General features: G+C 66.8%; 10 protein-coding genes. 1 reads left to right on the forward strand and 9 read right to left on the reverse strand.

Going from position 1 to position 14955, the window contains the following annotated elements; all coding sequences use genetic code 11:
* Positions 1 to 107 precede the first annotated feature (107 nt).
* Both Verru16B_RS00500 and Verru16B_RS00505 read right to left on the reverse strand, forming a co-directional pair.
* A complete protein-coding gene (locus Verru16B_RS00500) occupies positions 108 to 305 on the reverse strand; it encodes a YezD family protein (RefSeq protein ID WP_069960456.1) in 198 nt (65 codons plus the stop codon).
* Positions 302 to 877 (reverse strand): RrF2 family transcriptional regulator, encoded by a 576-nt coding sequence (locus Verru16B_RS00505; protein WP_069960457.1) that lies wholly within the window; start codon positions 875 to 877, stop codon positions 302 to 304. Before Verru16B_RS00505 ends, Verru16B_RS00500 begins: the two co-directional genes overlap by 4 nt.
* A 169-nt stretch (positions 878 to 1046) precedes the next feature.
* Here Verru16B_RS00505 and Verru16B_RS00510 point away from each other — a divergent pair, with 169 nt between their 5' ends.
* Positions 1047 to 2840, forward strand: a complete 1794-nt coding sequence (locus tag Verru16B_RS00510) for an SLC13 family permease (RefSeq protein WP_069960458.1) — start codon at positions 1047 to 1049, stop codon at positions 2838 to 2840.
* A gap of 99 nt (positions 2841 to 2939) precedes the next feature.
* Here the strand turns inward: Verru16B_RS00510 and Verru16B_RS00515 are convergent, their stop codons facing one another.
* From Verru16B_RS00515 to dnaK, 7 genes are all read right to left on the reverse strand, one after another.
* Positions 2940 to 3722: an MBL fold metallo-hydrolase gene (locus tag Verru16B_RS00515; RefSeq protein ID WP_069960459.1), complete on the reverse strand. Its 783-nt coding sequence runs from the start codon at positions 3720 to 3722 to the stop codon at positions 2940 to 2942.
* A 58-nt stretch (positions 3723 to 3780) separates the two neighbouring features.
* Positions 3781 to 5616 (reverse strand): hypothetical protein, encoded by a 1836-nt coding sequence (locus Verru16B_RS00520; protein ID WP_069960460.1) that lies wholly within the window; start codon positions 5614 to 5616, stop codon positions 3781 to 3783.
* A 199-nt stretch (positions 5617 to 5815) separates the two neighbouring features.
* Positions 5816 to 7762 (reverse strand): DUF1552 domain-containing protein, encoded by a 1947-nt coding sequence (locus tag Verru16B_RS00530; protein WP_218918793.1) that lies wholly within the window; start codon positions 7760 to 7762, stop codon positions 5816 to 5818.
* A gap of 30 nt (positions 7763 to 7792) precedes the next feature.
* The gene (locus Verru16B_RS00535; protein ID WP_069960462.1) at positions 7793 to 10483 is read right to left on the reverse strand and encodes a DUF1592 domain-containing protein; all 2691 of its coding nucleotides are present in this window, start codon (positions 10481 to 10483) and stop codon (positions 7793 to 7795) included.
* Between the two features lie 310 nt (positions 10484 to 10793).
* The gene (groL, locus tag Verru16B_RS00540) at positions 10794 to 12443 is read right to left on the reverse strand and encodes a chaperonin GroEL (protein WP_069960463.1); all 1650 of its coding nucleotides are present in this window, start codon (positions 12441 to 12443) and stop codon (positions 10794 to 10796) included.
* Between the two features lie 47 nt (positions 12444 to 12490).
* Positions 12491 to 12787, reverse strand: a complete 297-nt coding sequence (locus Verru16B_RS00545) for a co-chaperone GroES (RefSeq protein WP_069960464.1) — start codon at positions 12785 to 12787, stop codon at positions 12491 to 12493.
* Between the two features lie 85 nt (positions 12788 to 12872).
* Positions 12873 to 14828: a molecular chaperone DnaK gene (gene dnaK, locus Verru16B_RS00550; protein ID WP_069960465.1), complete on the reverse strand. Its 1956-nt coding sequence runs from the start codon at positions 14826 to 14828 to the stop codon at positions 12873 to 12875.
* Positions 14829 to 14955: the final 127 nt, after the last annotated feature.

Consider the following 14955-nt stretch of genomic DNA (forward strand, 5'->3'; position numbering starts at 1 on the left):
TCGGATGGTTGTGGTCCTGGGGAACTTCCCGTGGTCGGGTCAGTCGGTTGATGCGGTATGGGCTGGGATGCGGGTGATGCCTCCGCCGGTGGGCGGTGGGCGGAAAGTCAAAGGGCGGCGCTGTCCTGGCTGTTCGCCGAGGACGAATAGATCCGCGTCTTTTCGGTGCGCTCGATCTGGGTCACGCGGCCGTCGTGGACCACGAGTTGGACGACCCCGAAACGGAGGGTCTCGACCTTGTTTTGGACCAGGCGCAGCCACTCGGGCTGCGGGGCGGACGCGGCGGGCAGGATGGCTTCGCTCATATGGCGTAATCTCCCAAAATCTGATGAATGACGCCCTCGGTGGGGCTGGGATGGGCGGTCCGCCCTTTCGGGACCTTGACCTTGGGGGAAGCGGGTGCCGTCACGGTGGCACTGAACGGCAGCGGGATGCCGTCGCGCACCATCTTGCGCGTGGTGACCTCGACGACGTCGGCCAGGGTGTAGCGGTCGAGAATGGCGGCGATGGCGTTGCGCACATCGAGCATGAGCATGCGCAGGCCGCAGTGGGCCTCGTCCGGGCAATTGCACGGCTCGTAGGCCGTCTGGCTCACGCAGCCGATAGGCGCCAGCGGACCGTCGATCAGGCGCACGATTTCGCCGATGTGGATCGCGTCGGCGGCCTTGGCGAGACGGTAGCCGCCATGCTTGCCGCGCACACTCTGCACGAAGCCGGCCTCTCGGAGCTGCTGGATGACCTGCTCCAGAAACTTGATCGGCAGGTCCTCGGCCTTGGCCAGCTCGGTCACGCGCACCAGCTTCCGACCCACCTTGGCGGCGATGCCAAGGTTGATCAGGGAGCGTAAGGCGTATTCGCCGCGTTTGGAGAGTTTCATAGGCCAGTAATCTAATCTACATTGATTTAGTAGGAATTATAGCAAGCTCGTTTTGAGTCTCTTGTCATATTTCTTTCGGCCGCCACCTGAGGTGGGGTAAGATACCCAACCAATCCCGGCGCGAGCGATTTAGCCTCGCCCGAGTCCCTCCCTCCCCCAGCCTCGCCGCATGACTTGGGAAATTGCCTTCGTGCTGCTGCTGATCGTCGGCGCACTGCTGTGCTTTCTGCACGACAAGCTGGCACCGGATGTCACGGCACTGTCGCTGTTCGTGATCCTGCTGGTCAGCGGCGTGGTCCCCCAGGCCAAAATCTTCGGCGTGCTGGCCAACCCCGCCCCGCTGACGGTCGGCGCCATGTTCATCCTCAGCGCGGCCCTGGTGAAGTGTGGGGCCATCGACCGGCTCGCCGTCCTGCTCAACGGCCTGGCCGGTTTCAGCTACTTCACCGTGATCGCGCTGATCGTGCTCGGGGTTGGCGGTCTCTCCGCGTTCATCAACAACACCCCGGTGGTCGTCGTGCTCGTGCCGGTGGTCATTAGCCTGGCGCGAAAGATGAAGCTGCCAGCCTCCCGGTTCCTCATCCCGCTATCCTACGCGGCCGTGCTCGGCGGCTGCTGCACCCTCCTCGGCACGAGCACCAACCTGCTCGTGACCGGTATCCTCCAGTCGCGGGGCGAGCCACCGTTGCGCATGTTCGAGCTGGCCTGGATCGGCCTGCCCATGCTCGCCGTCGGCGCCCTCTACATCGGGGTCTTCGGCCGCTTCCTGCCCAAGCGCCAGCCCGCCAACATCACCCTGGCCGAGGAAGACCGTCGCGAGTACATCACCGAGGTCTTCGTCCAGCCCGGCGCCGCCATCATCGGCCGCACGGCGACCGAAGCCGGGCTGACGCTGGCCCGCGGCATCCGGGTCCTCGAAATCGTGCGCGATGAGCGCTCCCTGCCGCTGGAGAGCACGGCCTCCGTCCTGGCCGCCGGCGACCGCCTCGTCCTCGCGTGCCGGCCGCAGGGCGTGAAGCATGCGCGCTCCATCGACGGTCTGGATCTGGCGGCGGAGCTCAAGCTCGGCCTCGGCCAGATCTCCGCCCACGAGGGCGTGCTCGTCGAGGGCATCGTCGCCCCCAACTCCGACCTGATCGGCCGGACCTACAAGGAGGCGGGCTTCTGGCGGCGTTTCCACCTCGTGGTGCTGGCCGTGCACCGGCACGGCAAGGAACTGGGCGCCGGGGCCACCGAGCGCCAGCTCCGCAACGGCGACATCCTCTTGCTGATGGGCACCGAACCGGCGGTCGAGCGCCTGCGGGCCAGCGAGGATCTCCTGCTTGTCGACCGGCCAGCCTTGCCGGCGGGCCATCCCCCGCACCACCTGCGCATCGTGCTCGGTTGCATCGCGGGCGTGATCCTCACCTCCTCCTTCGGGTGGATGAGCATCGAGGTCGCCGCCCTGCTGGCCTGCGCCATCGTGTTCCTCACCGGCTGCCTCAAGCCCCGGGACGGCTACGACGCCATCGAGTGGAACCTGCTCTTCCTCATCTACGGCATGCTTGCGGTCGGCGTGGCCATGGAGGACACCGGCACGTCCGTCTACGTGGTCGACCGCCTGCTCTGGCTGGTGAATCACTTCGTGCCCCCGGAGCACAAGGCGATGGTGATGCTCGCCGCCTTCTACCTGCTGGCCTCCGTGCTCACCGAGATCCTCTCCAACAACGCCGTGGCCGCTCTCATGACCCCGCTCGCGCTCAGCCTCGCCGTGCAACTCGGCGTCGACCCGCGACCGTTTGTCATCGCCGTGTGTATCGCGGCCTCCGCCGCGTTCGCCACGCCCATCGGTTACCAGACCAACACCTACGTCTATGGCGTCGGCGGCTACCGCTTCAGCGACTTCCTGAAATTCGGCCTGCCGCTAAACGTCCTGTGCTTCATCGTCGCGATCTTCGTGATCCCGGCGGTGTGGCCGTTCTGAGGTGCGGCCGGCGGCCATTAAGCTGTAGGGCGGGGTCTCCGAACCCCGCCTCGATCACGTAATCACGACCGCTCCAAGGCGGGGTTCGGAGACCCCGCCCTACACTTTCAATCGCAACCCGTCATACGCCAGCTGCACGCCCTGCGGGGCCAGCTTCTCGCTCCACGTCGCATGGTCGATGCCGTGGGTCAAATGCGTGAGGTAGGTCGCCTTCCCGCCGATCTCCCGCCCGGCGGCGCAGGCCTCCTCGATGTTCATGTGCGACGGATGCGGCTCGACCCGCAGGCCGTCGAGCACGACGACATCGGCCCCCTGCGCCAGGGCCACCGCCTCGCGGGGGATGCGCTTGCAGTCGTTGTAATACACGAGGCGCCGGCCGGACGACTTCTCCTCGAAGACCAGCCCCAGCGTGTTGATGCCACCGTGCGGCAGCAGCGTGGACCGGATCGTGCCCTGCGGCAGGTCCATCACGCCCGGCATGTCGATGAGCTTGAAGGCCGCATAGCCCTTGGTGACCGGCCGCTCGGCAATGGCATAAGGGAAAATGGACAACACCCGGGACATGCCCTCGTCGGTCGTGTAGACGGTCAGCGCCGTGCCGCCCCGCAGATCGCAGAATCGCCGCAGGTCGTCCATGCCCACCACATGGTCGGCATGGCCGTGGGTCAGGATGAAGAAATCCATCTGCCGGATGTCCTCGCGCAGGCACTGCAGCCGGAATTCCGGGGCCGCGTCCACCTGCACGTGCAGGCCGTCCATGACCACATGGATGCTGGCCCGGGTGCGCCGGTTGCGGGGATCGGCCGACGTGCACACGGCGCAGTCGCAGGCGATCATGGGCACGCCCTGCGAGGTGCCCGTGCCGAGAAAGATGACTTCCATGGGCCCACGGAACACGCTGGCCGGCCGGAAGTGAAGGGCAAAGCAGGGCGGCCCCGGCCTACCGCCGGGTCTGCGCCCAGCGCACCAGAGCCAGCGCGGCCAAGGCGCCGGCAAACCAGAGCGACGGCGCCCCGCCACCACCCCCGCCACCACCCGAGCTCGGCGGGGTCGGTGTGGGCGTGGGGGTCGGCGTCGGTGTGGGGGTCGGGTTGGCCGGCGCCGGCGGGGTCGCGGTGGGATCGAGTGAGATCACCGTCATCGAGTACGCCGCAAAGGTGGCGTTAAAGGTCGAACCGGAGACGGCCATGGTGGTGCTGGCAAGGTCGGTCGAGCCGCTGCCCGTCCGGGCGGCATCGTCCTGCGGCTTGCCATAGGAATAAACGAAGGCCGCCGCCGGCGCCGTATGTCCGGCCAGGGCGATGCTGGCGGTCAGCGCATTGGCCGGGTCTTTGTTGATCACGAGCAGGTTCAGGTTCCCGCCGGTTTTCTTGACCGCAAAGACCGTGAGCAGGCTGTTATTGCTCGTCGCCGTGACGACCGTGTCGCCTTGGCGGGCGAAGCGCGAAAGCAGTTTCAGCGCGTAATAGGTCGGATATGGCTCGAAGGAGGTGGCCGGCCCGCCCGCCGCCGCCGAGGAGAGGATGCCGTAATCGCCGTAGTTGCGCCACCCGTAGAGCGACGTGCTGTTGTTGTTCGTGAAATCCGTGCCGTTGCGCGTGTCCCACCACATGAAGGCGTCAATCTCGGTCTGCAGGATGTTGCCAAGGCTGTCGGCGAGGAACAGGCCGTTGACGAGGCTGGTGGTCTGCTTGCCCGGGTTGGCGTAGACGGAGTTGTTTTCGGTCACGACGATCTCGACGTTGGCGCCGGCGGTGCCGAGGTAGTCGTTCACGAGGCGCCGGAGGGTGGCGGCGTCGTCGGGCCAGGTCTTCGCCATCTGCAGCAGCTTGGCGTCGCCCTCCGGGTTGTTGGGCTGGTCCTTGGCCGGGGCCTGCTCGTAGCGGTGGTAAACCACCATGTCCGGGGTGACGCCGAGCTCACGCAGGGTGGTCAGCATGACGGGGGTCCAGCCGGTGTAGGCCACTTGGGTGCGGGGATTGGTGACCGAACGCGTGTAACCATTGGCATAGTCGGTCTCGCTGGCCACGACGACGACGCCGATCTTGATGGTGGGATCCACGGCTTTCATCTTCTCGATGTAAACCTTGGCGCGCTGCGCGTACGTGGTGGGATCGTGGCGCTTGGCCTGGAGATCAGTCTCCCAGTTCGCCCCGTAGTTCTCGTTGCCGATTTCCCAGTACTTGAGCGCGTAGGGGGCGGAGCGGCCCAGACGCAGGAAGTTCATGTCATCGTCCGGCGTGACCGCGCTCGCCGCGCGCAGGCGGGCCCAGACCCCGGCATTCTGCCAGTCGTAACCCAGGGCATCCCGACCGATGGCCACCGAGCTGCCGGTGGAGGCGTTGGCGTAGGCCACCCAGGCGGCGGCCTCCTCGGGGGTGCCCGAACCGTAGTTCACGGTCACGAAGGCCTGGGCGTTGAGCCCGGTGATCAGGCTGGCGAACTTGTCGTAGCCTGAGGCCCAGCGCCAAGTGTTGTTCTGCCCGGGATTCGCGCGGTCGATGCTGCGGTTGAGGCGCCAATGATACTCATCCGACAAAGAACCGCCCGGGATGCGAATGGTGCGCAGGCCGGCCGCCTCCAGCAGGGAGACGGTCTGGCTGCTCCCGGCCTCGGGGTCCCAGATCACGGCGTTAATGCCGAACACCCGCTCGTCCACGGTGCGGACGGCGGTGCCGGCGTTGACACTGACCGTGACGCTCTGGGCGAGCGCCAGGACCGGCGAAATGAGAAGGATGCAGGCAAGCCTGCGGCAGGGGAAGGCCAGGGGTGACATGGGGTATGAGGTGCCAAAAAGGAATCGTTTGTACTGTACCCCACCCTGCCCGACGGCGCCATGAGTTAATTGGTCGAATGATTGAGCAGTTTTGCCGGGACTGACGGGTGGCGGGGAATGAACCGGCCTGGGCCCGGCACCCCGCTGGGCACGGATTTGAAATCCCGCCCTGCAGCCGCCGCGGGTAACGGGAGTCTGGTCAGTGTCCCGGCCCCACCGGCACGAAGCGCACTTCGTCGGCCGCGAGATATTCCCCGGTGCGCGGGCCGCTGAGGCGGATGGTCGCGATCTCCGCGGCGCGCAACGTCAGCTCGAACTGCGGCACGGGATCGGCGGGAGTTTTCCGGCCGGGGACGGCGCGTACCGCAGCCTCGGCGACCAACCGGTCCTCGCGGTCGAAGGCCTGGAGCTTCGCCGGGCAGCCCGTCGAGCCCCACAGCACGAGTGTCACCGCCGCCACCGGCGCGGGGAACTTCACCTGCAGCGGGACCTGCTGCTCGTGGGCCATCGCATTGAGGATACCCTTCCGCTCCGTCGGGAGATACGGGAAGAACATCACGCGCCCGACCGCCTGGCTGTGCGCCAGCGGCCCGGCCAGCGAGAAGACGACCCCCTGCTCCGTCCACGCCGGGACCGGCTTGCCGATCTCGGCCGTCTCAAAGTCGATCACCACCTCCCGCGGCTCTGCGGCGGACAAGGCGCTGGCTGCCGCAAAAACCAGGAAACACGCCCCGCCCATGCCCGGCCAAGTCGTCCGGCGCCGGTCCCGCCTTTTTGTGCTTTTTGTGGCCATAAATCCTGTGGTCTCCTCCTCACACCATCTCCAGCCCGTGCATGCGGCCGGTGGACGAGGCGAAGCTGCCTTCCTCGAGGCCCATCCGCTGCAACATCGAGACGAAGAGATTGGGCAGCGGGTAATTCCGGTTCTTGTCGAACACCAGGTGCTGGCCGTGGCGGAATCCCCGCCGGCGAAGAGCGTGGGCATGTTGGTCGTGGAATGCGCGTTGGCGTCACCCAGGTTCGAGCCGTAGAGGATCATCGTGCGGTCGAGCAGCGTGTCGCCGCCCTCGCGCACGCCCTTCAGGTCGCGCAGCAGCCCGCCGAGCAGCTTCATGTGCCACTCGTCGAGCACTTGCAGCTGCGTGAGCTTGTCCTGGGACTTCCCGTGGTGGGAGAGGTTGTGGTAGTCGTCGGTGATGGCCTCGCCGGCAATCTGCGGCACCGGTGTGCCGACGCTGTTCAGCATCAGCGTGATCGATCGCGTCGAGTCCGTCTCGAACGCGAGGCGCACAAGGTCATACATCACCTTCACCTTCGCCATGTATTGCGCGGGGCTAGGCGGGTCCACCGGCACCGGCGCGTTCACCACCGGCTTCGGCCGCCGCTCCCAGCCCTTCGAGGCCTGCAGGCGGTGCTCCAGGTCGCGCACGCTGGTGAAATACTGGTCGAGCCGGTCGCGGTCGCGCGCGCCGACGTCGCGTGCGAGGGACTTCGCCTGGCCGGCTACGGCGTCGAGGATGCTCCGGCCGGTGTCGAGTTCGCGGATCTGCGCCTCGATCTGCTCCGGCGTGCCCTGCAGGAACAGCTGGCGGAAGACCTCCGCGGCCTTCTCCTCGGGGGGGATCGCCACGCCGGCGCCGGTCCACGAGAGGCTGCGCGTGCTGGTGTTGACCGCGAGCGTGAGCGACGGGAACCGCGTCTGGCTGCCGATGCGCTCCGCGATGTGCTGGTCGAGCGAGATCGTGTTGCGGAACGAGCTGCTCGCCGGGTGCGGCGCCGCCGTGAGGAACGCGATGTCCGCCGGATGCCCGCCGTCCACATTCGGGTGCGAGACGCCGCTGAATACCGTGAAGTCGTTCCGGTGCTCCCCGAGCATCTGCAGGTAGGGCGAGGCGAGGTAGTCCTTGCCCGCCCCCGTCGGGAAGAAGTTGTCACCGAGCAACCCCAGGTTGTTGCAGATGCCGAACATCCGGCGCGGCTTCGCGCCCGGCGCCAGCGGCGACGACGATTCCGCCGCGCGCACGAAGCCCGGCAGCATCGCCTCGAGGAACGGCAGGGCCAGCAGGGTGCCCGTGCCCTGCAGGAAGCGGCGCCGGGTCAGGGCGCGGCGGGTCGCGACATAAGGGGCCGGGGATGGGTGGTTCATGGGAGGGATGAGGGCGCCGCCGCCCGGGGTTCACTTCATCTGGAAAAGGTCGCTCTGGACGAGCTCGTGCACGAGGGAGCGCACGCCGTAGCGCCGCGGCGCGGCCCGCTGCAGGATGGCCTCGAGCTGGTCGCGCTCGGAAAAGCGCACCGGCTGGCCCGTGGCGTAGGTCACCAACTGTTTCGCGAAGGCACGCGCGATCGGCGGCTCGTCGGCCAGCAGCAGCCGCTTGAACTCACGCACGTCCTGAAACGGACGCCCGTCCGGCAACTCCCCGGCCGCGTCCACCGGCAGGGCATGGTGAAACGCAAAGCGCTGCCCGTTCAACCCCACCCCGGCCACGGGGGCGATGTCCTCCTTCACCGCGCGGTAACGCTCCCGGTATCCGCCCATGATGTCGAAACTCTCGAGCGCGAAGCCGGGCGGATCCATCGTGGCGTGACAGGAGGCGCAGCTCGGATCGGCGCGGTGTTTTTCCAGCTGCTGGCGGATCGTGACGGCGCCGCGGATATCGGGTTCGACCGCCGCCACCGGCGGGGGCGGCGGGGTCTCGAAGCCCAGGATGCGCTCGGTGATCCAGTGCCCGCGCAACACCGGCGAGGTGGTGGTGCCGTTGGCCGTCACCTTCAGGATGCTCGCCTGCGTGAGGAGGCCGCCGCGGACGCTGTCGGCCGGCAGGATCACGCGGCGCAGGGCCGCGCCGTTCACGTCCGGGATGCCGTAATGTGCCGCCAGCCGCTCGTTGACGAAGGTGAAATCGGCATCGATCAGGTTGCTCGCGGGCAGGTCCGCACGCAGGAGCTCGGCGACGAAGAGCCGCGTCTCCTCCAAGGCGGCCTGCTTGAGCGGGTCGTCGAGCTCGTAGTCGTTGTAAAGCGTGGCCGAGGGCGAGGTGTCGTCGATCTTGCGCAGGTCGAGCCAGTAGTCGGTGAACGCATCCACGAAGCGGCGTGACTTCGGGTCGTCCAGCAGTCGCTCGGTCTCGGCCCGGAGCGCTTCCGGCCGGCGCAAGTCGCCCCGGGCGGCGCGGGCGCGCAAGGCCTCGTCGGGCTCGGAATTCCACAGGAACAGCGCCAGGCGCGTCGCCAGCGCGTGGTCGTCCAGCCGGCCCGGGGCCTCCTCGACAAACACGAAGCCGGGCGAGGCCAGTACCGCGGTGTAGGTCGCGAGCAGCGCCTGGGCGAAACCGTCGCCCTTTGCCGTCTGGCCCTGGAAGAGGGCGAGGAAGAGCTGCACATCCTCCTCCCGCACGGGCCGGCGGTAGGCCCGCGCGAGGAAACGGCGCAACAGGCGCTCGGCATCCTGCGCGGGGTTCTCCGACTTCACCTCGACCGGCACCTCGGCCAGCTTGAAGGAGGGCGGTCCGGGCGGTCGCGGGGTGCCCGGCGGCGGGGGCGGCGGCACGGTCTCCAGCATCACGCCGCGCGCGCCGTCCTCAAGGCGGCGGAGCGGCAGGTCATCAAAGAGGAGGCGGTAGCCCGCCCCGGTGGTCTCGTCGGCCAGCGGTCCCTCGACCTCCATCCACTGCACGGCGTAACCCGGCATGCCGTCCGGCTCCGCGAGCGGGTTCACATATTGCTCGTCGGTGCCGTTGACGCGCGTGCGGAAGAGCCGCGAACCGTCGGTCTGCATCACCTCCCCGGCTGCCAGCAGCACCTCGATCTCGTTGACCGTCGGCTCCGGGTGAAAATCGAAGGCCCCCACCTGCCGGCGTTGCCCCTGGCCGGCGGCGGCATAGACGCCGATCGGCTCCGGCCGGCGGCCCGGCCAGACTTCGTCCAGGTTGGGCCGGTGCCACACCGGGCGCCAGTACACGGGCGACTTCTCAGCGGCCTGACCCTCGAAGAACCAGCGGCCGATGCCGCCGCCGCTCACCCACACCGAGTAGCCGCTGAAACGCAGTTTGTAGCGACCGGCGATGGGCGCACGGAACTGGCCCCAGCTGTAGGCCCCGGCGTCGCTGAAGGTGCTCGAGACCTTGCCCACGGCCTCACGCTCGCGGGTCTCGGGGCTGGTAAACGGGGCGCGGCCCGCGCGGACGTCCGGCTGGGCCCGCGAGTCCAGCACGGGAAAGGTCAGCCGGTCGGGCAACGTGCCGTTCTCGCGCGGCATGAAGGCCCGCAGGCTGGGTTCGTCGCGCGCGTAGTAGCGGGTGACTCCCGGCTCCGGCCGGTCGAGTTGCTGCCGCAGGGCCTGCTTCAGGGCATAGTCCGCGGCGGTCAGGTAACGCGCCATCTGGACGTGCGAGACGTCGAGCGCTTCCCCGCTCTTGTTGTACCGGTGCGCCTCCCCGTCCTGCGGCAGCTGGTTCTTGATCTGCGCCCAGGGCACGTGGAGCAGGTCGCGCAGGGCGTTCTCGTATTCGTAGCGGTTGAGCCGGCGCTGGACGGCACGACCGTCGCGGGCGATCAGCGCCTGCTCCGATTCCGTCAGGGTCGATGCGAGGATCTGCAGAAATTCCCCGGTCAGCTCCGCCTCGGGCCGCCGCTTCTCCTTGGGCGGCATCTCGCCGGCCTTCACGCGGTCATGAACCTTCACCCAGAGGGCGAGGTTGGACCGGTTTTCGGGATCGTAGGCCAGCGTCTCAAGGTTGAGGCGGCCTTTCAGCTTTTCCTCGTTGTGGCAGCTGGAACAATAGCGGTCGAGAAACACCCCGACCGTGGCCGGCGGCTCCGCGGCGGGCAGCGCACCGCCGCCCATCAGGGCAGCCAGCAGGGTCAAGTAAGTCGGATAAGGCCGGGGCAAGGGCACGCGTGGAGGAACAGGGGTTGCCGGAAGCGAAACGCCCCGGGCGCAATTCGCGACTTTCTTTATTGTCCCACATGAGACCGGAGCACGGTGCCATGGGTCCGGGCTGGGATCGCGTTGCACGCAAAGGAGGGCGACGGCTTCGCCTGGGAGCCACGGCGACCCCGCCTGGGTCGGGGCCGGGCCAGCGCGTTGCGGACGACGCGCTCCCCCGTCTCGGCCAAGAAAAAGGCGCGCTCCGGAGAGCGCGCCTTGAAGGGTTCGGGAGCGGTGAGGCTTGGACTCAGTAGTCCATGCCGCCCATGCCACCCATGCCGCCGCCGCCACCGCCGCCGCCGCCGGCCGGGGCCGCGGACTTCTCGGGGATGTCGGTGATCATGCACTCGGTGGTCAGGAGGAGACCGGCGATCGAGGCCGCGTTCTGCAGCGCGGTGCGGGTGACCTTCGTCGGGTCAACCACGCCGGCCTTCACGAGGTCCTCATACTCACCGGTGGCCACGTTGTAGCCGAAGTTGGCCTTGCCGGCCAAAACTTCCTTCACGACGACGCCGCTGTCGACGCCGGCGTTGGTGCAGAGCATGCGGATCGGGTGCTCGATCGCGCGACGCACGATCTGGGCGCCGAAGGCCTCGTCACCCTCGAGCTTGAGGGCCTCGATGGCCTTGACGGTGCGGAGCAGGGCGACGCCGCCGCCGGCGACGATACCCTCTTCCACGGCCGCACGGGTCGCGTGCAGCGCGTCTTCGACGCGGGCCTTCTTTTCCTTCATCTCGACCTCGGTGGAGGCGCCGACGTTGATGACGGCGATGCCGCCCGCGAGCTTGGCGAGGCGCTCCTGGAGCTTCTCGCGGTCGTAGTCGCTGGTGGTCTCGTCGATCTGACGGCGGAGCAGCTTGACGCGGCCCTGGATGTCGGAGGACTTGCCGCCGCCCTCGACGATCGTGGTGTTCTCCTTGTCGACGACGAGGCGCTTGGCCTTGCCGAGGTCGGCGAGGGTGAGGTTCTCGAGCTTGAGGCCGAGGTCCTCGGTGATGCACTTGCCACCGGTGAGGACGGCGATGTCCTCGAGCATGGCCTTGCGGCGGTCGCCGAAGCCGGGGGCCTTGACGGCGCACACATTGAGCGTGCCGCGGATCTTGTTCACGACCAGGGCGGCGAGGGCTTCACCCTCGACTTCCTCGGCGATGATCAGGAGGGGCTTGCCGCTCTTGGCGACGGTCTGCAGCAGCGGGAGCATCTCCTGCAGGTTGCTGATCTTCTTCTCGTGGATGAGCACGTAGGCGTCCTCCTGGACGACTTCCTGGCTCTCCGCGTTCGTCACGAAGTAGGGCGACAGGTAGCCCTTGTCGAACTGCATGCCCTCGACGACGTCGAGGGTGGTCTCGATGGACTTGGCCTCTTCGACGGTGATGGTGCCGTCCTTGCCGACCTTGTCCATGGCGTCGGCGATGATGTTGCCGATCGTCTCGTCCCAGTTGGCGGAGACGGTGGCGACCTGGCGGATCTCCTCGCGGTCATTGACCTTCTTGGAGATGCGGGCGAGCTCGGTGACGGCGGCCTCGACGGCCTTGTCGATGCCGCGCTTGAGGTAGACCGGGTTGGCGCCGGCGGTGACGTTCTTCAGACCCTCGCGGTAGATGCCCTCGGCGAGCACGGTCGCCGTGGTGGTGCCGTCACCGGCGCTGTCGGAGGTCTTGGAAGCGACTTCCTTGACCATCTGGGCGCCCATGTTCTCGTACGGGTCGGGAAGCTCGACTTCCTTGGCGACGGTCACGCCGTCCTTGGTGACGGTCGGGGAACCGAATTTCTTGTCGATGACGACATTGCGGCCCTTGGGCCCGAGGGTGACCTTGACGGCGCGGGAGAGGATCTCGACACCGCGGAGGACTTTCTGACGAGCGGCCTCGTCGAACAGGAGTTGTTTGGCTGCCATAGTATTTTCTAAGTTTAAGTTTTGAGATTAGTTTTAAGACGGGTGACTCAGGCGATGACGCCGAGGATGTCGTCCTCGCGGACGAGGGTGAACTTCTGGTCGTCGATCTTCACCTCGGTGCCGCCGTATTTGGAGATGAGGACCTTGTCGCCGACCTTCACCTCGAAGGGCGTGACCTTGCCGTTCTCGTCCTTCTTGCCGGTGCCGAGGGCAATGACCTTGGCCTCCTGCGGTTTTTCCTTGGCGCTGTCGGGGATGATGATGCCGCCGCGCACTTGTTCTTTCTCTTCGATGTGCTGCACGAGCACGCGATCGCCGATGGGTTTGATGTTTACTTTAGCCATATGGGTATTGGTTGTGGGTTGAAGTTTGGGTGGATGAAAAATGCGAACCCGCTCCCTGGGAAGGCAGCGGGCTCGCGGTGGGAAATTACTTCTTCTCCTCGTCGACGATCTCGACGTCGGCGTCGACGACCTTGCCTTCGGCCTTCTTGGCCTTCTTCGGCTCGGCGGTGTCGCCGCCGGCGTCGGCCGCGGAAGCCTCGGGCTGGCCGCCCGGCTGGGCGCCCGCGGCGGCCTGCGCGGCCTGGGCCTGTTGATAAAGCTCGGCGCCGACCTTCTGCAGGTTCTCCAGCGCGGCCTTCATCTTGGCCGGGTCGTTGGTCTCGAGTTCTTTCTTGGCCTCGGTGAGCGCGGCCTCGAACTTGCCCTTCATCTCCGCCGGGATCTTGTCGCCGGCGTCCTTGAGGGTCTTCTCAAGCTGATAGATGGTCGTGTCGAGCTGGTTCTTGGTCTCGACGGCCTCCTTGCGCTTGGCGTCCTCGGCGGCGTTGAGCTCGGCCTCCTTGGTCATCTTCTCGACCTCTTCCTTGGAGAGGCCGGAGGAGCCCTGGATGGTGATCTTCTGCTCCTTGCCGGTGCCGAGGTCCTTGGCGGAGACGTGGAGGATGCCGTTGGCGTCGATGTCGAAGGTGACCTCGATCTGCGGCGTGCCGCGCGGCGCCGGCGGGATGCCGTCGAGCTTGAACGTGCCGAGGTTCTTGTTGTCGCGGGCCATCGGGCGCTCGCCCTGGAGGACCACGATCTCGACGCCCGGCTGGTTGTCGCTGTAGGTCGAGAAGACCTGGGACTTCTTGGAGGGAATGGTGGTGTTGCGCGGGATCATCGCCGTGGACACGTCGCCGGCGGTCATGATGCCGAGGGTGAGCGGGGTCACGTCGAGCAGGAGCACGTCCTTGACCTCGCCCTTGAGCACGCCGCCCTGGATGGCCGCGCCGATGGCGACGACCTCGTCGGGGTTCACGCCCTGGTGCGGGGTCTTGCCGCCGAGTTGCTTGGCGATGTCGACGACCTTGGGCATGCGGGTCATGCCGCCGACCAGCACGAGCTCGTCGATCTTGTCGGTGGAGATGCCGGAATCCTTGAGACAGTTCTTGAACGGCTGGATGCAACGTTCGAAGAGGCTGTCGCAAATCTGCTCCATCTTCGCGCGGGATAGCTGGAGGTTGAGGTGCTTGGGGCCCGAGGCATCGGCCGTGATGAACGGCAGGTTGATGTCGTAGGTCGTGGCGGAGGAGAGGGCGATCTTGGCCTTCTCGGCCTCTTCCTTCAGGCGCTGGAGGGCCATCGGGTCCTTGCGGAGGTCGATGCCGTTTTCCTTCTTGAAGGCCTCGACGAGCCAGCCGATGAGGGCGTCGTCCCAGTTGTCGCCACCGAGGTGGGTGTCGCCGTTGGTGGCCTTCACCTCGAACACACCGTCGCCGATCTCGAGGATCGAGACGTCGAAGGTGCCGCCGCCGAGGTCGAACACGGCGATCTTCTCGTCCTTCTTCTTGTCGAGACCGTAGGCGAGCGAGGCGGCCGTGGGCTCGTTGATGATGCGGAGCACCTCGAGGCCGGCGATCTTGCCGGCGTCCTTGGTGGCCTGACGCTGGGCGTCGTTGAAATAGGCGGGGACCGTGATGACGGCTTGGGAGACCTTCTCGCCGAGGTAGGCCTCGGCGTCGGCCTTCAGCTTGCCGAGCACAAAGGCGGCGATCTGCTGCGGCGCGAACTGCTCGGTCTTGTCGCCGGCCTGCACCTCGATGTACGCATCGCCGTTCTTGCCGGCGACGACCTTGTACGGGAGGTTCTTGGCCTCTTCGCTGACCTCGGTGAATTTGCGACCGATGAGCCGCTTCGCCGAGAAAATGGTGTTCTTGGGGTTAGTCACGGCCTGCCGCTTGGCGGCCTGACCGACCACGCGCTCGCCGGACTTGGTGAACGCCACGATCGAGGGCGTCGTGCGGGCACCTTCGGCGTTGGGGATGACGACCGGCTCGCCGCCCTCCATGATGGACATACAGGAATTGGTGGTGCCGAGATCGATACCGAGAATCTTGCTCATGCGCGCCTGTTAGCTGGCGGCATGCCCTGAATCTAAAACTCAACCTAAACAACTATACCAAAACGTTTTAATTGTTTATGAGTCGTTCTCGAAGCTCCAGAGTTGAGACAATATTGAGCCGCAATGT

It is taken from the genome of Lacunisphaera limnophila, assembly GCF_001746835.1.
Classification (GTDB): domain Bacteria; phylum Verrucomicrobiota; class Verrucomicrobiia; order Opitutales; family Opitutaceae; genus Lacunisphaera; species Lacunisphaera limnophila.

What these genes read in the sequence shown, in the direction of transcription:
- Verru16B_RS00520 (WP_069960460.1), bottom strand. Translation starts at nt 5,616, where the DNA reads ATGTCACCCCTGGCCTTCCCCTGCCGCAGGCTTGCCTGCATCCTTCTC.
- groL (WP_069960463.1), bottom strand. Translation starts at nt 12,443, where the DNA reads ATGGCAGCCAAACAACTCCTGTTCGACGAGGCCGCTCGTCAGAAAGTC.
- Verru16B_RS00530 (WP_218918793.1), bottom strand. Translation starts at nt 7,762, where the DNA reads ATGAACCACCCATCCCCGGCCCCTTATGTCGCGACCCGCCGCGCCCTG.
- dnaK (WP_069960465.1), bottom strand. Translation starts at nt 14,828, where the DNA reads ATGAGCAAGATTCTCGGTATCGATCTCGGCACCACCAATTCCTGTATG.
- Verru16B_RS00510 (WP_069960458.1), top strand. Translation starts at nt 1,047, where the DNA reads ATGACTTGGGAAATTGCCTTCGTGCTGCTGCTGATCGTCGGCGCACTG.
- Verru16B_RS00500 (WP_069960456.1), bottom strand. Translation starts at nt 305, where the DNA reads ATGAGCGAAGCCATCCTGCCCGCCGCGTCCGCCCCGCAGCCCGAGTGG.
- Verru16B_RS00545 (WP_069960464.1), bottom strand. Translation starts at nt 12,787, where the DNA reads ATGGCTAAAGTAAACATCAAACCCATCGGCGATCGCGTGCTCGTGCAG.
- Verru16B_RS00505 (WP_069960457.1), bottom strand. Translation starts at nt 877, where the DNA reads ATGAAACTCTCCAAACGCGGCGAATACGCCTTACGCTCCCTGATCAAC.
- Verru16B_RS00515 (WP_069960459.1), bottom strand. Translation starts at nt 3,722, where the DNA reads ATGGAAGTCATCTTTCTCGGCACGGGCACCTCGCAGGGCGTGCCCATG.